At 48.2% G+C, this 19,344-nt stretch carries 21 protein-coding genes; 16 read left to right on the top strand and 5 right to left on the bottom strand.

What is annotated here, in order from left to right:
• Positions 1-24 precede the first annotated feature (24 nt).
• The 6 genes from SHEWANA3_RS18510 to SHEWANA3_RS18485 all read left to right on the top strand — a co-directional run bounded on the left by SHEWANA3_RS18510 (position 25) and on the right by SHEWANA3_RS18485 (position 6,092).
• Complete coding sequence (locus tag SHEWANA3_RS18510) at positions 25-1,665, top strand: alkaline phosphatase (protein ID WP_011718322.1); 1,641 nt, start codon at positions 25-27, stop codon at positions 1,663-1,665.
• 108 nt (positions 1,666-1,773) lie between these two features.
• Positions 1,774-2,520, top strand: a complete 747-nt coding sequence (locus tag SHEWANA3_RS18505; RefSeq protein WP_011718321.1) for a hypothetical protein — start codon at positions 1,774-1,776, stop codon at positions 2,518-2,520.
• Positions 2,521-2,673: 153 nt separating this feature from the next.
• The gene (locus tag SHEWANA3_RS18500; protein ID WP_011624100.1) at positions 2,674-3,504 is read left to right on the top strand and encodes an AraC family transcriptional regulator; all 831 of its coding nucleotides are present in this window, start codon (positions 2,674-2,676) and stop codon (positions 3,502-3,504) included.
• Between the two features lie 111 nt (positions 3,505-3,615).
• Complete coding sequence (locus tag SHEWANA3_RS18495; RefSeq protein WP_011718320.1) at positions 3,616-4,320, top strand: LysE family transporter; 705 nt, start codon at positions 3,616-3,618, stop codon at positions 4,318-4,320.
• Positions 4,321-4,454: 134 nt separating this feature from the next.
• Positions 4,455-5,264 (top strand): hypothetical protein, encoded by an 810-nt coding sequence (locus SHEWANA3_RS18490; RefSeq protein ID WP_011718319.1) that lies wholly within the window; start codon positions 4,455-4,457, stop codon positions 5,262-5,264.
• A gap of 93 nt (positions 5,265-5,357) precedes the next feature.
• The gene (locus SHEWANA3_RS18485) at positions 5,358-6,092 is read left to right on the top strand and encodes a DUF1566 domain-containing protein (protein WP_011718318.1); all 735 of its coding nucleotides are present in this window, start codon (positions 5,358-5,360) and stop codon (positions 6,090-6,092) included.
• A gap of 36 nt (positions 6,093-6,128) precedes the next feature.
• Here the strand turns inward: SHEWANA3_RS18485 and SHEWANA3_RS18480 are convergent, their stop codons facing one another.
• On the bottom strand, positions 6,129-6,671 hold the full coding sequence (locus SHEWANA3_RS18480) for a hydrolase (RefSeq protein WP_011718317.1): 543 nt from the start codon (positions 6,669-6,671) through the stop codon (positions 6,129-6,131).
• A 309-nt stretch (positions 6,672-6,980) separates the two neighbouring features.
• Between SHEWANA3_RS18480 and SHEWANA3_RS18475 the strand changes: the two genes are divergently transcribed.
• The 5 genes from SHEWANA3_RS18475 (at position 6,981) to aroG (ending at position 11,718) form a co-directional block, all read left to right on the top strand.
• Complete coding sequence (locus tag SHEWANA3_RS18475) at positions 6,981-7,319, top strand: P-II family nitrogen regulator (protein ID WP_011624095.1); 339 nt, start codon at positions 6,981-6,983, stop codon at positions 7,317-7,319.
• Positions 7,320-7,329: 10 nt separating this feature from the next.
• On the top strand, positions 7,330-8,580 hold the full coding sequence (locus SHEWANA3_RS18470; RefSeq protein WP_011718316.1) for an ammonium transporter: 1,251 nt from the start codon (positions 7,330-7,332) through the stop codon (positions 8,578-8,580).
• Between the two features lie 116 nt (positions 8,581-8,696).
• Positions 8,697-9,044, top strand: coding sequence for a hypothetical protein (locus SHEWANA3_RS18465; protein ID WP_011718315.1), 348 nt, complete (start codon positions 8,697-8,699; stop codon positions 9,042-9,044).
• Between the two features lie 118 nt (positions 9,045-9,162).
• Positions 9,163-10,350, top strand: coding sequence for a hypothetical protein (locus tag SHEWANA3_RS18460; protein WP_011718314.1), 1,188 nt, complete (start codon positions 9,163-9,165; stop codon positions 10,348-10,350).
• 309 nt (positions 10,351-10,659) lie between these two features.
• Positions 10,660-11,718 (top strand): 3-deoxy-7-phosphoheptulonate synthase AroG, encoded by a 1,059-nt coding sequence (gene aroG / locus SHEWANA3_RS18455; RefSeq protein WP_011718313.1) that lies wholly within the window; start codon positions 10,660-10,662, stop codon positions 11,716-11,718.
• Positions 11,719-11,768: 50 nt separating this feature from the next.
• On the opposite strand, the gene SHEWANA3_RS23525 is transcribed toward aroG, so the two are convergent.
• Positions 11,769-11,945 (bottom strand): hypothetical protein, encoded by a 177-nt coding sequence (locus SHEWANA3_RS23525; protein WP_011624090.1) that lies wholly within the window; start codon positions 11,943-11,945, stop codon positions 11,769-11,771.
• Positions 11,946-12,394: 449 nt separating this feature from the next.
• Here SHEWANA3_RS23525 and SHEWANA3_RS18445 point away from each other — a divergent pair, with 449 nt between their 5' ends.
• Both SHEWANA3_RS18445 and SHEWANA3_RS18440 read left to right on the top strand, forming a co-directional pair.
• Positions 12,395-14,191: an ABC transporter ATP-binding protein/permease gene (locus SHEWANA3_RS18445; protein WP_011718312.1), complete on the top strand. Its 1,797-nt coding sequence runs from the start codon at positions 12,395-12,397 to the stop codon at positions 14,189-14,191.
• Positions 14,192-14,273: 82 nt separating this feature from the next.
• Positions 14,274-14,531: a hypothetical protein gene (locus SHEWANA3_RS18440; protein ID WP_011718311.1), complete on the top strand. Its 258-nt coding sequence runs from the start codon at positions 14,274-14,276 to the stop codon at positions 14,529-14,531.
• 34 nt (positions 14,532-14,565) lie between these two features.
• Here the strand turns inward: SHEWANA3_RS18440 and SHEWANA3_RS18435 are convergent, their stop codons facing one another.
• The 3 genes from SHEWANA3_RS18435 to SHEWANA3_RS18425 form a co-directional block, all read right to left on the bottom strand.
• The gene (locus tag SHEWANA3_RS18435; RefSeq protein WP_011718310.1) at positions 14,566-14,772 is read right to left on the bottom strand and encodes a hypothetical protein; all 207 of its coding nucleotides are present in this window, start codon (positions 14,770-14,772) and stop codon (positions 14,566-14,568) included.
• Between the two features lie 144 nt (positions 14,773-14,916).
• Complete coding sequence (locus tag SHEWANA3_RS18430; protein WP_011718309.1) at positions 14,917-16,407, bottom strand: FMN-binding glutamate synthase family protein; 1,491 nt, start codon at positions 16,405-16,407, stop codon at positions 14,917-14,919.
• Between the two features lie 11 nt (positions 16,408-16,418).
• A complete protein-coding gene (locus SHEWANA3_RS18425; protein ID WP_011718308.1) occupies positions 16,419-17,012 on the bottom strand; it encodes a phosphoglycerate mutase family protein in 594 nt (197 codons plus the stop codon).
• Positions 17,013-17,182: 170 nt separating this feature from the next.
• Between SHEWANA3_RS18425 and SHEWANA3_RS18420 the strand changes: the two genes are divergently transcribed.
• The 3 genes from SHEWANA3_RS18420 (at position 17,183) to SHEWANA3_RS18410 (ending at position 19,338) form a co-directional block, all read left to right on the top strand.
• Positions 17,183-17,776 (top strand): DUF5610 domain-containing protein, encoded by a 594-nt coding sequence (locus SHEWANA3_RS18420; RefSeq protein ID WP_011718307.1) that lies wholly within the window; start codon positions 17,183-17,185, stop codon positions 17,774-17,776.
• A 144-nt stretch (positions 17,777-17,920) separates the two neighbouring features.
• Positions 17,921-18,670 carry a ferredoxin--NADP reductase gene (locus SHEWANA3_RS18415; RefSeq protein WP_011718306.1) on the top strand — a complete coding sequence of 250 codons (750 nt, stop codon included), beginning with the start codon at positions 17,921-17,923 and terminating at the stop codon, positions 18,668-18,670.
• A gap of 71 nt (positions 18,671-18,741) precedes the next feature.
• Positions 18,742-19,338 carry a glutathione S-transferase N-terminal domain-containing protein gene (locus SHEWANA3_RS18410; RefSeq protein ID WP_011718305.1) on the top strand — a complete coding sequence of 199 codons (597 nt, stop codon included), beginning with the start codon at positions 18,742-18,744 and terminating at the stop codon, positions 19,336-19,338.
• Positions 19,339-19,344 lie beyond the last annotated feature (6 nt).

Raw genomic sequence — 19,344 nt, 5'->3', positions numbered from 1 at the left:
CAGTTCTCACTTTTGGAGTTAAAAATGAATAAGAAATTACTGGTACTCGCAATCTCTGCCATGCTGGGTTTAGCCGCATGCGGTAGCGATGGTGACAACGGCGCGGCAGGTACGCCGGGTTCGAATGGTTCTAACGGTTCCAATGGCAGCGACGGTAAAGACTGGACCGCAGTCAACCAATGGTATGTCGATGCACAGGCTCGTGTGACTAAGGCCGATGGCCTGAGCGTTAACAACGAAGTGGGCGCGGCGAAAAACGTGATCCTGTTTGTCGGCGACGGCATGGGGGTTTCGACTATCACTGCGGCGCGTATTTTAGAAGGTCAATTAAAGGGCAAGACGGGTGAAGAAAACTCTTTATCCTTCGAAACTCTGCCTTACGTCGGTTTATCTAAGACCTATAACGTCGATGGTCAAACACCAGATTCTGCGGGCACTATGTCGGCGATGATGACTGGGGTGAAAACCGATGTGGGCGTGATTTCACAGGCAGAAGGCGTAGTGCGTGCTAACTGCGCATCGACTAAAGACCAAAACTTAGTGACATCACTGGAACTGGCCGCCATGGCGGGTATGTCGACTGGTGTGGTGACTACGGCGCGTTTAACCCACGCAACGCCTGCGGCAACCTATGCCCACGTGCCAGAGCGTGACTGGGAAGCTGACTCAAACCTGCCTGCCGAAGCCGTGACCAATGGTTGTAAAGATATCGCCGCGCAGATGCTCGACTTTAACTATGGCAATGGTTTAAACGTGATGATGGGCGGTGGTCGCCGCAGCTTTATCCCCAAAACGTTGATTGATCCAGAAGGTAAAGCGGGCAAGCGTAACGATGGTCGCGATCTGACTGCCGAATGGTTAGCTAAGTACACTAATGCGGCTTACGTTCAAGATAGAGACGGCTTCCTCAATGTGGATGTGAAGAGCACTGACCATTTACTGGGTCTGTTCAACTCATCCCATATGGAATACGACTACGACCGCACCGAAGCGGGCGTAACGGGTGAGCCATCGCTCGCAGAAATGACCGCCAAGTCGATTGATATTCTGAAGAAAAACATCAAAGGTTATGTGCTGATCGTCGAAGCGGGTCGTATCGACCATGCGCACCACGCGGGTAACGCCGCTCGTGCCCTGTACGACACAGTTGCGCTATCTGAAGCTGTCCGTGTTGCGATGGAAAAAACCTCGGCAAACGACACTCTGTTAATGGTGACGGCTGACCACAGCCATGTGTTCACCATCGCAGGTTATCCAACCCGTGGTAACCCTATCCTAGGTCTGGTGAAGAGTAACGATGCGAACGGTATTGCCGAGGTGACTAACTCAACCGATGCTAACGGTTTACCTTACACGACAGTAGGTTATGCCAACGGTATGGGTTATGCGTCATTAGCGACCGGTGGCGATGAGCGTTATAACTTCCCTGTGGATGCAGGCCGTAAGGACTTGAACTTTGTGGATACACAAAGTGCTGGATTCCATCAAGAAGCGTTAGTGCCATTAAGCGATGAAACCCATGCGGGTGAAGACGTGGCGATTTTTGCTCGCGGCCCAAGCTCGGATCTGGTCCAAGGTACGGTTGAACAAAACCATATCTTCCACGTGATGAACCGTGCGGCAGACTTAGTCGCGAAAGCGGAAGCTGCAATGGCGGCGAAGTAAACCAAATGCCGATGGCGGGCTGTCCTGCCATCGGCATTTATCTAACTGTCTGTAAAGACATTAGTCAGTAATGCGAGTTATAAAATTAGCGTGTAAGTGAGAAATAACATGAATAAACTCCTCTTAGTCACTCTGGTATCGACGTTAGCCTCCCCTGTGATGGCCTTAGCCACTCCCGTTAGCGCAGCTTCTGCCAATCAGGCCAATGCACAATGCGCAACACTTGAGGCCAGCCATTTAAAAGCCCAGTACCAAGTCACCAATGCTAAGGGGCAAAGCTGGCAGATGACCCTGCTAAGAGACGGACAAGATTTTATTATTCAACGGGATAACACCACATTTGAACAATGGGCACCCAATGGCGAATATGTGCGTTATTTCCCCGTTGAAAAACGCTCAGTCACCTATCGCAAGGGCGACTTAAGGGCGCTAAACATTCAGCACGACCGCGATCAGTTGTACCATGTAGTGTCTCCTGCATTGCCTGCTAACTTGGCAAAAACTGAGCTGAAACAATTGCCTTGTTTTGCGGCTCAAGGCTTTGCGGGTAAGGTGAATGGCATGGACAGCCAGCTCGACTGGATTGCCAGCATTGAGCTGCCACAGCAATTTAATTTAGGTGAAGTTTTAAGTTATCAGTTGCTCAAGGTTGAGCCTTACAGCCACGAGGCATTCGCTGCTTTAACCCAGAATTATCAAGACATTGATTTTGCCGATGTGGGCGACAGTGAGTCCGATCCCTTTATCGCTAAGATGATCAACCAAGGCTTTATCGAACACGGTAGCAGTGGTTTTTATAACAGCGAAGGTCATGCCATTGAGGCGCAAGGCGGCCACGGCAGTCATTCGCACTAATCCTGCATGTTGGATCTGACAAAACGCCCGCATTCGGGCGTTTTGCATTTTTGGGGAGGACGCTGCAATAATTTACTATTCCGACCAAGATCTCGGCGGCTAGAATGAGTAATATCTAAAGTTGTGTTTGCCCTGTGAGATTAAGCTTGTCCTATGAGCCGTGTGACTCCCGTTGAAAATATCAATTACTGGCGCCATCCCAGCCTCTCGGGCATAGAACTGAGTCAGGCGGAATTTACGCATTTCAGTTTTGATAAACACGTGCATCTGGATTACCACTTAGGCGTCGTGACCCAAGGGGCGCAGCAATTTATCAATAAGGGCAGTCGTTATCAGCTCGGGCAACATGGGCTGTCGACCCTCAATCCCGATGAAACCCATGATGGACAAAGCCGCGACGCCGAAGGTTATCGGGTTAAGGTGATGTCGATCCCCGTGGAGTATATGAACAGCATTAGCCAAGAGATGGGGCTCAAGGCCCATTTCTTTAATGCGCCTATGGTGGATGATCCCGCGTTATATCAATACTTTATCCAGTTACATGATGTGCTTATCCAAGGCCAATGCTCTGAGCTTGCGGCCGAGTCGCATCTGCTGAACTTTATGCAGCTGTTATTGACGCGCCACCCCACGGGAATGTTGAATTTACGGCAGGATAGGGGGTTATCATGGCAACAGCTAAATCGCATCAAACAGAAAATTCACGATGAGCCGTGGCAAAACACTCAGCTTGAGGCGCTCGCCGATGAGGTTAACCTGAGTAAGTTTCAGTTTTTACGCCAATTTAAACTGGCGACTGGGATGACACCCCACGCCTACCTGAAGCGCGTGCGATTAGAGTTAGCGAAAAAGTCCTTAACCCATGGCGCCTTAGTGGCAGATGTGGCGCAGCAGTTAGGCTTTTTCGACCAGAGTCATTTAAATAAGGCGTTTAAACAGGCCTTTTTACTCTCTCCCGTCCAATTCCAGCGGCGCATGCTTTAATACGATTGGTATAATTTGTCTCGGTAAATTAGCCGCGCGCAATTTCTTACAATGCAGGTGCTGCCAGCTTGGGCATACTAACGTTCTTATCTGTTTTGCGGAGCCCTATTGATGGATGTATCCCTGTTAGTCACTTTAGCCGTTATTCATTGCGTAGCCTTAGTTAGCCCTGGGCCGGATTTTGCCATTATGGTGAAGATTGCTACGTCGCAGCCGCGAAACACCGCAGTCGCCACGGCGGCGGGAATATCGGTGGCGATTTTAGCCCATACCATTTTGAGTTTAACTGGCGTCAGCTTAGTGATTAAAAGCTCCCATACCTTGTATCTGTTAGTGCAATTGCTGGGCGCTTCGTATTTGGCGTGGATGGGATTTGGTGCGCTTAAGGCCGCGGTGGCTTTTTTCAGTAAACCCAAAACCGTATTGAACGGCGAGGGCGCTGATCCCTCTGGATTCACAACGACTGCTGATGCTGGCGCTGATACACCCATGGCGGGTGCGGTAAACACTTTATCACCCAAACAGGGTTTTATGAGGGGACTTTATACCAATTTATTGAATCCTAAAGCCTTAGTGTTTTTCTTAACCTTGTTCTCCGCCCTGATCACCCCGAGCGTGACACCCGTGACTAAATTTGCCGCCGCGTTAATGTTATTTGCGTTGTCACTGCTCTGGTTTGGCTTTCTGGCGCTGATGCTCTCAAAAGCCAAGGTGCAGCAAAAGCTGCAACGACTCACGCCTATTATCGATGGGGTGATTGGGGTGATCTTTATGTCGGTGGCGGTAGCGATAGTCTCGAGTTTGCTGTTAGCTTAAGGTGCTGCGAGCGAGGCTGTGATTCGGCTTACATCACATCAGCTTGGGTGGGATTGTTTATGTTTATCCCTCCTTAGCTATGGTATCCTTGCCAAGTCTTAATTTGGATGTTTTTGACTTTAAAGGAATAAATCATGTCTCGTCACCCATTTTATCAAGGTTTTTCAGCGGTTAATCGACTCTCGCGTTTAGGGCTTTATATAGGCTTGCTGCTAGGGAGTCTTAGCTTAATGCCACAGGCTCTGGCTGCCTTAGAGGCGGAATATGTGCCGCAGGTGCAAGCCTTGATTGATGCGGCTAAGGCGGGTGATCGTCAGGCGATTGCCGAGCAAATCTCTTATCCCCTCCAGCGGGAATACCCGCTCCCCGATGTGCAAAATCCACAGCAATTGCTGACGAGGTTTCAGCAAGTCTTTGATAGCAAGTTGCTGAGTCAAATCGCCAATTCGACCACAGAGAGTAACTGGGAGACTATGGGCTGGCGCGGCATCATGCTCGATCACGGCAGTGTCTGGTTGGATTTCGATGGCAAAATCTCGGGCATTAACTACCAAAGCCCAGAGGAAGCCAAGTTAAGGGATGAGCTGATCGCGCAGCAAAAAGCGATGCTACACGAGAGTGTGCGCGAGTTTGCTAGCCCAGAGCTGGCGTGGGAAACCGCGCGATTCATCATTCGTGTCGATGCTCTCGACCGTCAGCAATACCGTTATGCCGCCTGGGCAAAGGGCAAATCCATGAGCGAGAAACCTGATTTAGTCCTCAAAAAGGGGAAGTTAGTTCTCGATGGTAACGGCGGTAATCATTCTTTCCAGTTTAAAAGCGGCCCCTATCTCTATGTCTGCGATGTGATAGTGCTGAGCGCCGAAGAAAGACCCATAGGTGAGCTGTTGGTTTACAAGAACGACCAACTGTTGGTGCAGGAAGCCGTGGTTAAAGCGCTATAGCCTAATGGAGCCAATCACTTAAGGCTGATCTGGGAGGGAATTCTGGATTAGCTGTACTGTCTTTTTATCAACACTGGATTAAGGTTTGTTGTCATGATTAATCCCACTAAAATCGCCATGTTTAGCAGTGCCATAGTGCTGTTGTTTTTACTGACAGAATGTCGCCAAAAAGAACACATTCCCCTGTGTGGCCACGTCGAAGGTACGCCAATCGATACTAGCTTTGATGGCGGCCTCGATAATAACGACCGTACTCTGGCATCAACCAACTGCTTAAAAATCAAAGTGCTTTACGATAAAAGCGATCGTCAGACGAAATGGTTTAGCAGTTCGCCTTCCATCGCCGTGATGAACGCCTTGGGTTATCTTAAGCAAGATGATGCCAACAACAGTGGCGATAGCTATGCGATGACGTTTAACGTGCTGGAGGAGTTTGTATTTGGCCCGAGCCGAGGGGAATATGCCCTGTTCCGTCAGGATGGTAAAGGCGTCATCTTACCCGGCACCGAAGCGGCAAAGGGTCATGAGGCCAAGGTTGGCGTCGAGGGTCAGTTTGACCGCTGGTGCCAAAAACTGGCTTCACTCGAGTTTGCCGGTAAAGATAATTGGCGCAGGCCAACGGAGCAGGAGTTAAATACCCTCTACGGCTATGGCGAGAGTCGCGCAGCCTATCAACGTGCGCAGTGGAGCTCGACGATTGACTCTTGGTCTAGTACTGTGAATGAGACCGAATTCTTGGCTGGCATTATCTCTGTCGCCCCCAGCGGCTATAGTTCTCGCAGCTATGCTAATAGTGCCAACTATGCCGTTTGTGTTGCCGCGTTTTGATTACGAAAGAGAGCTTGAACAAACTCTCTTCTCACCTTATTTAATCAATTTAATCAGTGCCTTAAATATATCGCCCTGAGCTTCATGTTGCAGTTCAAACAACAGTGACTCCACATTGGTAAGAGTGGCTCCCTTGGCTGTCATCATCTGGATGCCCAGCTGTTTATTGTCAACGCTGCGGGAAGAAACGGCATCGGCGACAAGGTGCACCGAGTAGTGCTGGTCGAGTAGATCGCGGCAGGTTTGGTACACGCAAACATGGGTTTCTATCCCCGCCAGCAGCACCTGTTTGCGTCGAGTTTGGGTTAATGCATTGGCAAATTCATCACAATACCAACCGCTAAAATGTTGCTTGGCAATGGGCGAGCCAGTTCTTTCGAGCAAGGTTTTTAGCTCTTCTGTGGTCGAGCCAAGCTTGGCGGGTAATTGCTCAAGCCAGAGGATGGGGATTTCAAACAGTTGTGCGCCTTGGATAAGCGTACTCAACTGCTGATGAAGCTTGGCTGAGTTATCCATGATCTGAGCGAGCTTTCCCTGCACATCGACGATAACGAGTACACATTCTTCAGGTTTTAACATCGGGCGTTCCTTCTGCGCGGGTGGAATAAAGGCATCGTTTAGCGATTGCTCTGCTTGTTTTCTGCACTGTCAGTAAACCCTAATTGGGCAGCCTCACCAATAGGGCAAAGGTCGAATATGGCGTGCACTTAAATTGCTCACTAAAAGAGTGCGTCGCCCTCATGCTTGCACAAGTCTGGTGCATTTTTAATCGGTTAATTCAGGTGTATTCTTTATTATTTATTTAAAATCAATGGATTAGAATTCTGGCCTAATGATTGAATTATCTTGGCTACAAGTTAATAACAATCGCGTTTTTTGGAGGTCAGGATGAAACTAGTCAGCGCTATCATCAAGCCATTTAAATTGGATGATGTCCGTGAAGCTATCGCCGGTATTGGTATTGAGGGGATGACGGTGACCGAGGTTAAAGGTTTTGGCCGTCAAAAGGGGCACACAGAGTTGTATCGTGGCGCCGAGTATCAGGTGGATTTTTTGCCAAAAGTAAAACTAGAAATTGCCACTAAAGCAGAAAATCTCGACATGCTGATTGAGGCGATTACCAGTGCGGCTCATACGGGAAAAATTGGTGACGGAAAGATTTTCGTTATCGACTTAGAACATGCCATCCGTATTCGTACGGGTGAACTCGACACTGAAGCGCTATAGGGGGCGGAAGATGGAAGAACTAACAAAATTAGGCGTGACAGTCTCTGAACTGCGCTTTGCACTCGACACCTTTTATTTTTTGATTTCAGGCGCTTTGGTTATGTGGATGGCGGCGGGTTTTGCCATGCTCGAAGCTGGCCTAGTGCGTTCTAAAAATACCACCGAAATTTTAACCAAAAACGTGGTGTTATACGCGATTGCCTGTGTGATGTACCTATTGATTGGCTACAACATTATGTACGTCGACAATGCCGAAGGCGGTTGGTTGCCTTCACTCGGTACGCTGATTGGCTCACAAGCCGACGATGCAAACCATGCTTTGGAATCTGACTTCTTCTTCCAAGTAGTGTTTGTGGCAACGGCGATGTCGATTGTCTCTGGCGCCGTGGCGGAGCGAATGAAGTTATGGGCTTTCCTGTTCTTCTCCGTGGTGATGACAGGCATTATCTACCCAGTTGAAGGCTACTGGACTTGGGGTAAAGGCTTTATCTCTAGCTTAGGCTTTGTGGACTTTGCAGGTAGCGGTATTGTGCACATGACAGGTGCTGCTGCGGCTATCGCTGGGGTGTTACTGCTCGGTGCTCGTAAGGGTAAATATGGCCCTAACGGCCAAGTCAACCCAATCCCTGGCTCTAACCTGCCAATGGCGACCTTAGGGATGTTTATCCTGTGGATGGGCTGGTTTGGTTTCAACGGTGGCTCACAATTAATGGTTTCAGACGCGGCCAACGCTAGCTCTGTCGCTAAGGTTTTCGTAAACACCAACACCGCAGCCGCTTTTGGTGCTATCTCTGCCCTAGTTGTGTGCAAAATGATTTGGGGTAAAGCCGACTTAACCATGATCTTAAACGGCATTCTGGCGGGCTTAGTGGCGATTACTGCCGATCCGCTGTCGCCTTCGCTGCTGATGGCAGGGGTAATTGGTGTGGTTGCTGGTGGTTTAGTGGTGTTCTCTATCGTGGGTCTGGACAGAATCAAGATCGACGACCCAGTGGGCGCGATTTCTGTGCACGGTGTTGCGGGTTTCCTCGGTTTGATGTGTGTACCTTTATCAAATGCCGACGCCACTATCACAGCGCAATTAACTGGCGCAGCGATTATCTTCGCATGGGTATTTAGCGCGTCGTTTGCGGTGTGGTTTGTACTCAAGATGACCATGGGCATTCGTGTTACAGAGGAAGAAGAATATAACGGTATGGATGCGTCTGACTGTGGTATCGACGCTTACCCAGAGTTTGTGACTGTCAAAAGTGCAGGCTAACTGGTGTTGATATGACTTGATGCCTCTCAGGGATAAGAGGATAGTAAAGCAGAGCCAAGTGCTCTGCTTTTTTTATGGGTCTTCGACTGCCACGCTGATACCACAAGGAGCGAATGATGCGCTTAATCTCTGATCTCTCTGCACCACTCAGACGTACCTGCTTGCTTGGGGGGATTCTGAGTGCACTCTTAGCCTTGCCCGCTTTTGCGGGGCAAGTCGTAGTGACTCGCTCGGATGAGCCTTTCGATGCCTTTGCCGTGCGCGACCAAGTGCTAAAAGATTATGAATGGCAGGAATCCTTGAGAAGACAGGAGCAAATTCAAATATTGCAGGCTCTGCCACTCGGTTGTATCGCCCAGGTAAAGCCTTACCCCTACTTTACCTGTGGTCAGGATAACTACCGGCCTTATCGTTATCAGCAGCAGGATGTGTATATCAAGGTTGACCCTCCGGCGCAGCGTTAACCATCAAGCAGCTGCTATCCTCTGCGGTAGGCATTTATTTTTTGTAACCATTTTATGACGTCTTTTTGGCCAAGTGTAATAAGCTCAAATAGGAGCCTTATGGTCTGGGGGACATCTCATGATACAACTGCGCACCATCTCTAGCGGCATAATCTGCTCATTATTACTTTTACTCTTATGGGGTTGCAGCTCGACAGCCCCAAAACCTAGTGATGATGAAATCGATGCCTTATTTGCAGATTCGTTGTTTAAATCTGTCAGTAATATTCCTAGCGTCGAGGATATTTTCAGCCTTCCACCTTCTGTGGCAGCCGATGTTAGGCGAGCCTACGACCGTTACAGCTTATCGACGAAAAACCCTATCGCGGTGCATGAATGGTTAGCCAGTTATATCAATGCTAACCAAGATGGCGGCCACAGCGATTTTCACTATCAAGATAATTTGACTCAAACCGCCAGCGAAACCTATGCCCAGCGCGCCGGAAATTGTATGTCGCTGGTGGTAATGACATCGGCGCTAGCGGATGTGTTTAAAATTGGCACTGAGTTTCAGGATATTGCGATTGAACCCGTGTGGGACAAACAGGGCGAGTTTTATCTGATCAACGGCCATGTCAATCTACGCTTGTTACCCGCCGAGAGCGTGCACACTGTGTATCTGTCGGCCCATGCGATTCTGGTCGACTTTATGCCCGAGCGAGCTCTGCGGGGCTACAATAAAGTGCAAATCAATCGCCAGACCTTAACCAGCATGTTTTATAACAATATGGCCGCCGAATCCTTGGTTGAAGGGGATTTAGACCGCGCCTATGCGCTGATTAAAGCCGGCTTAAAATCTGGACACTTTATCCCTGCGCTCAACACCTTAGCCGTGATTTATCGCCACAAGGGCGATGAAAAGCGGGCAGAGCAAGTCTATCGCTATGCACTCAAATACGATGCCGATGATATGACGACCCTCTATAACTTGGCGGTGATTTTAGGTGATCAGGGCCGTTTAGAAGAGTGGGCGCAGGTCAATAAAGTGTTGGAGTTAGCGCGTATTCGTAACCCTTATTACTACTATGATATGGGTGAGCAGGCGTATGGCGAGCACCAATACAGCGAGGCGCTCGCTTGGTATCAAAGGGCCGTGGATAAAGCCGATTATCGTCATGAGTTTTTCTTTGGCCTGTCACGCACCTATTGGGCGCTGGGCGATGAAAAACGTGCCAAACTCAATATGGAAAAAGCGATGGCACTGAGCCGCGAAGCCACAGATAAACATCGCTATCAGGCAAAACTGCAGGCCATGCAGCAACATTAATCCTTTACTCAACCTCCTTTGTTTGCGTTTGACTACTGGCAAAGGAGGTTTTTTATTTTTGGCTTTCGCTAGCACTTTGGTTTTTCGTCAAACACGGCATCGACTTCAATGCGAGTATCATATTGAAATATTTGAATTTGTATTTTTTAAAAATATGTTAAAACAAGACGTTATAGCTGATTTTTTGAAATGGAGACAACTTGGTTGCATTAACGGCGCAGACTGGATAAATTGAACTCAGTATTGCAGTTGAGATCCCCTATTGCAGCGATAAAAATAGCCTAAACACGAGAGTTGGAGCAGTAAATTATGTATTACCAAAATGATGACGTTCGCATTAATGAAGTCAAAGAGTTACTTCCACCGATTGCGATTCTAGAACGATTTCCTGCTTCCGAAAACGCTGCTGCAACTGTGTTTAACGCCCGTCAAAGTATCCATAACATTCTCGCTCGCCAAGATGATCGTTTGTTAGTCGTCATTGGTCCTTGCTCAATCCATGATCCTAAGGCCGCATTGGAATACGGCCAGCGACTGGTTGCGCTAAGAGAACGTTATCGAGATCAGCTCGAAGTGGTGATGCGTGTTTATTTTGAAAAGCCGCGTACCACAGTGGGTTGGAAGGGACTCATCAACGATCCTTATATGGATAACAGCTTCAAACTGAACGATGGTTTGCGTACCGCGCGTAAACTCTTGGTCGATTTGAATGACTCAGGCATGCCTACCGCGGGTGAATTCCTCGATATGATCACCCCGCAATATGTGGCGGATATGATGTGCTGGGGCGCCATCGGCGCGCGCACCACAGAATCGCAGGTACACCGCGAGCTGGCCTCGGGGCTGTCTTGCCCTGTAGGCTTTAAAAATGGTACCGATGGCACGATTAAGGTGGCAATCGATGCCATTGGCGCCGCGAATGCGCCGCACCACTTCTTATCGGTAACCAAATTTGGCCATTCGGCGATTGTGTCGACTAAAGGTAATCCTGATTGCCATATCATTCTGCGCGGCGGCCGTGAGCCAAATTACAGTGCCAGCCATGTGGCGCAGATCAGCGAACAACTGAAAAAGGCCAAGCTGGTCGATAACATAATGATCGATTTCAGCCATGCCAACAGCAGCAAACAATATCAACGCCAAATGGAAGTCGCGAACGATGTGGCCGAACAAATGGCTGCGGGTAATAAGGCGATTTTCGGTGTGATGGTCGAAAGCCACTTAGTGGAAGGGCGTCAGGATCTGATTGAAGGTCAAGCGTTATGCTACGGTCAGAGCATCACAGATGCCTGTATTGGTTGGGACGATACCGAGCGTTTACTCGCAGTGTTAAATCAGAGTGTTATCGAACGTCGTCAGCGGGTTTAATCGGGTTTAAGATCAAAAATAAAGGCGCTATCCCGGCGCCTTTATTTTTATTATTTCTTGCTCATTTCGGCTAAGTATTCGTTAGCTTTGGCCAAGCTACCAAAAGCAGCAATCAGGTTATTTCTGCCTTTGTCCTGAATTTCTGGATTGCCTGATTCGATCATCATCCACACCCAAGTTTGGATCAGTGGTAATGGCGGGTATTGAACTTTAGCTGAATCCAACATAAAGCATCCTTTGATCTTGATTTATTTGAGTTATCTTTAATGTTATCGCAGAACGAGTGCGGAACTTGTTTGTACGCACGGATCTGCGGCCAGATGTTTGCAAATCCTGCTGCTTGAAATCTTTAGTCCGAGGGACATTTTGGGTAAAACCGACAAAATAATCAACAGTCGAACCCTTGATGTTCTGGCCTATTTTAACGGTTACTGTTCTGATAAAGCCAAGCTTGTTTCAGAATTTTTTCACCTTAATATTCGCTTTGCGAACTCTCTGAGCGTAAGTCGTTAGCATGACACTTTTATTTCGGTAAGCCAGAGATATTTTGCCAAGCGGGCCGCTTTTTGTCTGTCAGAAAAATCTGATTGATTTTATTCAAACTTTCCCTGTTTGGTTGCACCTTAACGTGCGCCATGCTGCTACAATTGAGCGACTTTGGCAAAGGTTTAGACATATGCGCCCAACATTGTATTTTGAAGGTCCCATCGATAAGCTCAATTGGCACGTAGTTAAGTTGCTCTGGCCTTATTTGCTCGAATACAAGGGCCGGGTGGCTCTAGCCATGTCTTGCCTTATCGTCGCTAAGCTTGCCAGCGTGGGCTTGCCCTTTATTCTGAAAGACTTAGTCGATACTTTGGATGCCAATAAAACCGCGCAGGCCTTGAGTGTGCCTATCGGATTAGTTTTAGCCTACGGCGCAGTGCGGCTGTTAACAGTCATCACGGGTGAAATCCGTGACACCTTATTTGGCCGTGTCACAGAGCGTGCAATTCGCCGATTGGGCCTCGCGGTGTTCGACCACCTGCATCGACTCGATTTGGATTTTCACCTTGAGCGGCGTACGGGCGGCTTATCGCGAGATATTGAACGCGGTACCAGTGGTGTGAGCTTCTTGATGCGCTTTATGGTGTTTAACATAGTGCCGACCCTGCTAGAAATCGCCATGGTTATTGGTATTTTCTTTTTTAATTATGGCATTGCCTTTGCCGCTATCACTTTTACCTCTGTGATGGCCTACATTTGGTTTTCTGTGGTGGCGACTGAGTGGCGCACCGAATACGTCCGGGATGCGGCCAAGGCCGACTCCCTCTCCAACACCCGCGCCATCGACAGCCTGCTCAACTATGAAACCGTGAAGTATTTTAATAATGAGAAATATGAATCGGACCGTTATGACCAAGCCTTAGACCAATGGGAAGTGGCTAAACGTAAGAATCGTTTATCACTATTTGCTCTCAACGGTGGCCAGGCGCTGATTATCGCGTTGGCTATGACGGCGATGATGGCGTTAGCCGCCTATAAGGTGACTAATAATGAGATGACCTTAGGTGACTTTGTACTGATCAATGCCTTTATGATGCAGCTCTTTATGCCGCTCAACTTTTTAGGATTTGTCTACCGTGAAATCCGCGGAGCCCTAGCCAATATTGAACGGATGTTCAGTTTGCTCGATAAACACCCTCGCATAGTAGATAAACCCGATGCCTTTGACTTTGAGCCTAAGCGCGGCGAGCTCAGTTTTGAGCATGTGAGTTTTAGCTACGATGACAGGCCCATATTGCGTAACGTTAGCTTTAAGGTGACGGCGGGGAAAAAAGTTGCCGTCGTTGGAGATAGCGGCGCCGGAAAATCAACACTCATCAAGTTGCTGTTCCGTTTTTACGATGTGGAGCAAGGGCGCATTTTGATTGATGGACAAGATATTCGCCAATTAACCCAAGATGCATTGCGCCGCGCCATTGCCATAGTGCCGCAGGATACAGTGTTATTTAATGATTCCTTAGTGGAGAACATTCGTTATGGTCGTCCCGATGCGACGGATGAAGAAGTGCGCCATGCCATCAAACTCGCGCATTTAGAGCATTTTATCGCGTCGCTCTCCCAAGGTTGGGATACCAAAGTGGGTGAGCGGGGCTTAAAGCTCTCGGGAGGGGAGAAACAGCGCGTGGCCATTGCGCGGGCGATTTTAAAAGGCTCTCCGGTGTTAGTGTTTGATGAGGCTACATCCTCCCTCGATAGTCGCTCGGAACAGGCGATTCTGTCGGCACTGCGCGAGGTCGCCAAAGGGCATACCAGTTTAGTGGTGGCGCATCGGTTATCGACCATAGTCGACGCCGACCAAATCGTGGTCTTAAGCCAAGGGGAAATTGTCGAGCAGGGGAATCATCAGTCCTTACTGGCTCAGAATGGTCTCTACGCTAAGTTGTGGCGCATACAAAATGAGCAACAACAGCTTTCGGTAGAAGTGTAACAGCGTTGGGACAATTCAGTTTTTATTCAGGTTCGGCTCTCTATACTCGAATCCAAGCAAATAACGATAAGAGGTGCTTGGCATGGAAAATATGGCATTAAGAGTCAATATTGAAGGCAGAGAAGAGAAAGTAAGCACAGATTGGTTTGCGATTATGGCAACCCTTAAAAAACGCGGTGTGGATTATGATTCGCTACAACGCATTCACGCAGAGTTAAACGCAGGCCTTAAAGTGACCACAAGACGTTTAACGCTGGCAAAAATGAATCAAGAACTTGAGTTAGCAGGGATTATTCGTAGAGCTAATGAATATAATGCGGATGTTCGTGGTCTGAATTAAGCGATGAGATAAACGAAATAGGGAATATAAGAAATTATATTCCCTTTGGTTTTCCAGCCTTCCAACCTTCACATAACAGATTGAATTTGGTGGTCGATTCGTCAATTTTAGTGAGTCGAATCACTTGGCCTTCACGAAAACACACTAATTCGCCTTCGATCTCAGTCAAGCGATTACAGCTCTTACAGCTTGTGCTGGCAGTTTTACTGTCTGGCATATGGCTTACAAAGCTTGCTTTCACAGTGTTTCCTTAACTTAATATGCAGTTGTTTAATCTCAAGCGTGTATCACGGATCTTACCCCTTTTGTGATACGCGTTCAAATTACCTTTTGCTAAATTAACTTTAGACGAAAGTCGTACAAAATGCATACAGTGTCAAGTTAACTATTGATTGATATGGGAATAGTACTTATCCAGCGAAACCGACAAGCCACTCTCGAGCATAATCCTCACATGGGACGGCTTGAGCTGCCTTGGCTCTGTCACGCCACAGGAGTGGGCGATCAGGGCTAAATCGTGGTGTAGGTTATGATTATAACTAGCGACGCGAGTCGATTTATCTCTAGGATCAAGACCTTGCTGCAACTTCTTATTATGGGTCGTGATACCCGTCGGACAGGTATCCTTGTTGCATTGCAGCGCTTGAATACATCCGAGGGCAAACATATTGCCACGGGCCGAGGCGATAAAATCCGCACCTAAGGCCAACGCCCAAGCGACCCTCGATGGTACTATGAGTTTGCCTGAGGCAATCACTTTAATGCGTTTACGCAGCCCACGCTGAATTAAGATATTGACTAATATGGGTAAACTCTCTTTAAGGGGCAAGCCCACATAATCCATTAAGGGTTGAGGGGCGGCGCCCGTGCCGCCGTCAGCACTGTCTAAGGTAAAAAAGTCGGGGGCAGAGGCTTCGCCACGGCGCTCAATTTCATCGCAAAAATCTTCGAGCCACTGCACGTCCCCAAGTACGGCTTTAATGCCTGTGGGTTTACCCGTGACCTCACGTACTCTGGCAATCATATCCAGAATATCGCCCACATTTTTAAACTCGATATGACCATTGGGGCTAATTGAATCATGGCCCTGCGGGATACCGCGAATTTTGGCGATCTCCTCGGTGACTTTTATCCCCGGCAAGATACCGCCCTTGCCTGGTTTGGCTCCTTGGCTCATTTTGATTTCAAACATTTTAACTTCGGGGTGTGCGGCGATTTCTTTAAGCTTGTCATCGTCTAAATGGCCGTGCTCATTACGTACACCGTATTTAGCGGTACCAATTTGAAAGACTAAGTCGCAGCCGCCTTTTAAATGGTAAGGGCTTAAGCCACCTTCTCCGGTATTTAACCAACATCCCGCCTGTGCTGCGCCGTGGGATAAGGCGGTGACGGCAGGGCGTGATAGGGCGCCGAAACTCATGGCGGAGATATGGCAAATGGCCTTAGTTGTGTAGGGCTCACGGCAATGGGGGCCAATGGTTTGAGGCAGAATTGGCGTAATATCTTCATCTTGAGTCGGAAAGGCGGTATTCATAAACATGATGGCACCCGTGCTGTCTAGCGGGCGTGTCGAGCCAAAGGCGATGGTTCTGTCGACGTTTTTCGCGGCTCGATATACCCAGCTCCGCTCGGCGCGGTTAAAGGGTAATTCTTCCCTGTCCTGTGCGAAAAAGTACTGCCTAAAAAACTCGCCTTGTTTCTCAAATAAATACCGAAAGCGACCAATCACAGGGTAGTTGTGGCGCACGGCCTGTTTGGTTTGTAGCTTGTCGGCGATATACATATAGACAATCGCCAGAACGACAAAGCCCACTAGGATTAAAAATAGCCCTGAGAAGAGATCCAGTCCCCACATAAACCAATTCAATTCTTGCATCTTGTTATCCTCTATTCGTGTCCATAACGGGTGGAGATAAGGCTTGCTGGCTGTCCATCATGGATGGAGAGTAAAAACAGCTGACTGTAATCATCTTCAGCTATGGTGGGGATTTCTGGGCCGCCAAGAGCCTTGATGATCAGTGGGACGGTATTGGAATGCCCCGCGATTAAGCTGTTACCTTTCACGGCATGTACTTGTTCAACGATTTGTTGGATATGAGCTGCGAGTGGTTTTTCGGCTGCGACTACAGTAATAGGTAAATGCCGCTCTGTAGACATAGGCAACAAGGTTTGCTGGGTTCTTTGATATTGGGTTGCGATCAGTTGCGAGATCTGCGTCCTTTGCAATGCGCTAACCAGCGCGAGGGCACGTGCATGGCCATCATCGGAAAGGGACGGATCGCCTGCTGGTGCGTCGGCTTTTTCGGCATGCCTTACCAAAATAATCAATCGATTATCGGCAAAAGCTTGATTGATGGGGCAGAGTCCAATGCTGGTAAAGAGTAACAGGCCTAACAGTAGAGTGTGTGATAGCCGAAGCTTATTTAAGCGGATGGTTCGCAAGGAGTGAGTAACCACTGCTAGCCATTGGGGAGTTGCCATGCCGTATATCCTTATCTGATGAGCGCATGCAAGTGCGACGCTGAGGCGAATAGATTCATTATGGGTATCATTGCCTTAGATTGTGATGGTACTGCAATTGAGAAAAATACTAAAGTTGCTCAAATTTTGGTCGATAATAGAGTCACCCCAAATTGAATGGATTTTGTATCATGGAAATCAATAACCCTGCGCAGGTACAGAACGCTTCTTCGTCCCACCGCAAGTATGCCGAAAACGTGCCTGCCAATGCCGAAAAGACGAAAAATGTGGAAGCGCCCGGCAAACAAACCGCGTACCAAACCAGTAAGCAGTTAATGAATCAGGCGATTCTGTCGGCGCAGGAGGAAGTGAGTTTAAAGTCCGGTGATCAATCCATGGCGTTACTTTATCGCGCGGCAATTGAAGCGATAGATAAAGAATTAGCGCCTTCGATGGGACCAAATTCGACTCAAGCTAACTATGACAATCAGGTCGATTATTCCCCTGAGGCGACGGCTGGTCGGATTGTGAGTTTTGCAACCCAGTTTTTTAGCATTCACCAACAGCAAAATTCGAATATGAGTTTGGACGAGCAGCTCGACAGTTTTATGAGCATTATCGGCGGCGCTATCGACAATGGTTTTAAGGAGGCGCGGGATATTTTATCTGGCCTTAAAGTGCTGCAAGGAGATATCGCCGATGGCGTCGATAAAACCTATGGTTTAGTGCAAGAAGGATTGCAGGCCTTTAGGGATAGCTTTAATAAAAAACCAGATGAGACATAAACGGCTAGCGCATAATGTCCCGCGCTTAGTACTCTATCTTGTTGCCATTTCCCTTGTTTTAAGCCCCTTGCAATAAGGGGTTTTTGTTGCGCAGATAACAGTCTATGCTAGGGATCTATTTAACGTTTTGCTTGAGGGCGAGTTATGTGGACTAGGGGACGTGTTATCGAACGTATTGATTGGAGTGATAAATTATTTTCGCTGCGGATAGCGGCCGAACTGGCGCCCTTTATCCCTGGCCAATTTATTAAACTCAGCCAAGTACAAGATGATAAGCGTGTCGCTAGAGCCTATTCCCTCGTGAATTCCCCCGATAAACCCTATGCCGAAATCTTGGCTGTCGCCGTAGAAGAAGGGCAATTATCACCACAATTACAAAATCTTGCCATAGGGGATGAAATTGAGATCACCCCAACTGCCACAGGCTTTATGACCTTGGATGAGATCCCTAAGGGAGCAGGGCAAGGCAGGCACTTATGGCTGTTAGCCACGGGGACGGCCGTGGGGCCATTCTTATCTATGCTCGATACGCCAGAGCCTTGGCAGCGTTTCGAAAAAGTCGTGCTTGTCTATGGTGTCCGCGAAGCTAAAGACTTAGCCTACCCCGATAAATTAAAGGCTTATGCTGCGCAATATCCTGATCAGTTTAACCTGTGTTTAACCGTCACCCGTGAAAAGGTCGACGATGCACTGCAATGCCGTATTCCCGATGGTTTAGTCTCGGGCGAAATTGAGCGTAAAGTGGGGTTAACTATCAATGATGCGGATTCGCAGGTGATGATTTGTGGTAATCCGGGGATGATCAGCGGCGCGCAGGCAGCGTTGCTCGACAAAGGATTAGCTAAAAACCTACGCCGCGCTCCGGGACAAATTACCGTCGAGAAGTATTGGTAATTTGTTGATTGTTAATGACAAATAATTAGTCTTAATCGTTTTAATGTCAGTCATATAGAAGGATTTGTTTGATGAAGTTGCTCTGCTCCCTCGCTTCACCCTATGCTCGCTGTGTTCGCACATTAATCCGTTATTTAGGGATTAAGGATATCGAAGAAGTCTTAGTCAATCCGATGGAAAACACCGCCGAGCTGCTCGATGTTAACCCGCTTGGACAGATCCCTTGCCTCATCACCAATGATGGCGTGCCTATCTTCGATAGCGAAGTGATTATGCGCTATTTAGACGCCGAATTAGGTGAGCAGCAGATGTTTGGCGGCCAAGTAAATAACTGGGTATTGCAATGCCAGTATTCGATGATCAAAGGCCTGATAGACAGTGCGGTAAAATTGCGCCAAGAACAAATGCGTGAAGAGGAAGGAGTGAGGTCGGCCTTTTGGACATCGCGTTTTGAGCAAGCGCTGCTGCGCGGTTTGATGCAAATGGAACATCAGAGTGTGATTACTCAGGCAACGATTCAGGCACCTCAATTGGCCTTAATCTGCTTATTAGATTATGTGGATTTCAGACATCCAGAACTCGATTGGCGTAAAGTGGCTCCCGCGACCTCGCTCTGGTTTAGTGAGATGCGCGATCTCCCCGCGTTTGTGGAAACTCGTCCAGCGTAAAAGGCA

This window comes from Shewanella sp. ANA-3, assembly GCF_000203935.1.
Taxonomy (GTDB): Bacteria; Pseudomonadota; Gammaproteobacteria; order Enterobacterales; family Shewanellaceae; genus Shewanella.
This window is presented reverse-complemented; position numbering and strand designations above follow the sequence as displayed.

Coding starts and splice junctions, on each gene's coding strand:
- SHEWANA3_RS18425 (WP_011718308.1), bottom strand. CDS start 17,012: ATGGCAACTCCCCAATGGCTAGCAGTGGTTACTCACTCCTTGCGAACC.
- SHEWANA3_RS18430 (WP_011718309.1), bottom strand. CDS start 16,407: ATGCAAGAATTGAATTGGTTTATGTGGGGACTGGATCTCTTCTCAGGG.
- SHEWANA3_RS18410 (WP_011718305.1), top strand. CDS start 18,742: ATGAAGTTGCTCTGCTCCCTCGCTTCACCCTATGCTCGCTGTGTTCGC.
- SHEWANA3_RS18465 (WP_011718315.1), top strand. CDS start 8,697: ATGCGCTTAATCTCTGATCTCTCTGCACCACTCAGACGTACCTGCTTG.
- SHEWANA3_RS18480 (WP_011718317.1), bottom strand. CDS start 6,671: ATGTTAAAACCTGAAGAATGTGTACTCGTTATCGTCGATGTGCAGGGA.
- SHEWANA3_RS18500 (WP_011624100.1), top strand. CDS start 2,674: ATGAGCCGTGTGACTCCCGTTGAAAATATCAATTACTGGCGCCATCCC.
- SHEWANA3_RS18420 (WP_011718307.1), top strand. CDS start 17,183: ATGGAAATCAATAACCCTGCGCAGGTACAGAACGCTTCTTCGTCCCAC.
- SHEWANA3_RS18505 (WP_011718321.1), top strand. CDS start 1,774: ATGAATAAACTCCTCTTAGTCACTCTGGTATCGACGTTAGCCTCCCCT.
- aroG (WP_011718313.1), top strand. CDS start 10,660: ATGTATTACCAAAATGATGACGTTCGCATTAATGAAGTCAAAGAGTTA.
- SHEWANA3_RS18495 (WP_011718320.1), top strand. CDS start 3,616: ATGGATGTATCCCTGTTAGTCACTTTAGCCGTTATTCATTGCGTAGCC.
- SHEWANA3_RS18460 (WP_011718314.1), top strand. CDS start 9,163: ATGATACAACTGCGCACCATCTCTAGCGGCATAATCTGCTCATTATTA.
- SHEWANA3_RS23525 (WP_011624090.1), bottom strand. CDS start 11,945: ATGTTGGATTCAGCTAAAGTTCAATACCCGCCATTACCACTGATCCAA.
- SHEWANA3_RS18470 (WP_011718316.1), top strand. CDS start 7,330: ATGGAAGAACTAACAAAATTAGGCGTGACAGTCTCTGAACTGCGCTTT.
- SHEWANA3_RS18440 (WP_011718311.1), top strand. CDS start 14,274: ATGGAAAATATGGCATTAAGAGTCAATATTGAAGGCAGAGAAGAGAAA.
- SHEWANA3_RS18490 (WP_011718319.1), top strand. CDS start 4,455: ATGTCTCGTCACCCATTTTATCAAGGTTTTTCAGCGGTTAATCGACTC.
- SHEWANA3_RS18475 (WP_011624095.1), top strand. CDS start 6,981: ATGAAACTAGTCAGCGCTATCATCAAGCCATTTAAATTGGATGATGTC.
- SHEWANA3_RS18485 (WP_011718318.1), top strand. CDS start 5,358: ATGATTAATCCCACTAAAATCGCCATGTTTAGCAGTGCCATAGTGCTG.
- SHEWANA3_RS18445 (WP_011718312.1), top strand. CDS start 12,395: ATGCGCCCAACATTGTATTTTGAAGGTCCCATCGATAAGCTCAATTGG.
- SHEWANA3_RS18415 (WP_011718306.1), top strand. CDS start 17,921: ATGTGGACTAGGGGACGTGTTATCGAACGTATTGATTGGAGTGATAAA.
- SHEWANA3_RS18510 (WP_011718322.1), top strand. CDS start 25: ATGAATAAGAAATTACTGGTACTCGCAATCTCTGCCATGCTGGGTTTA.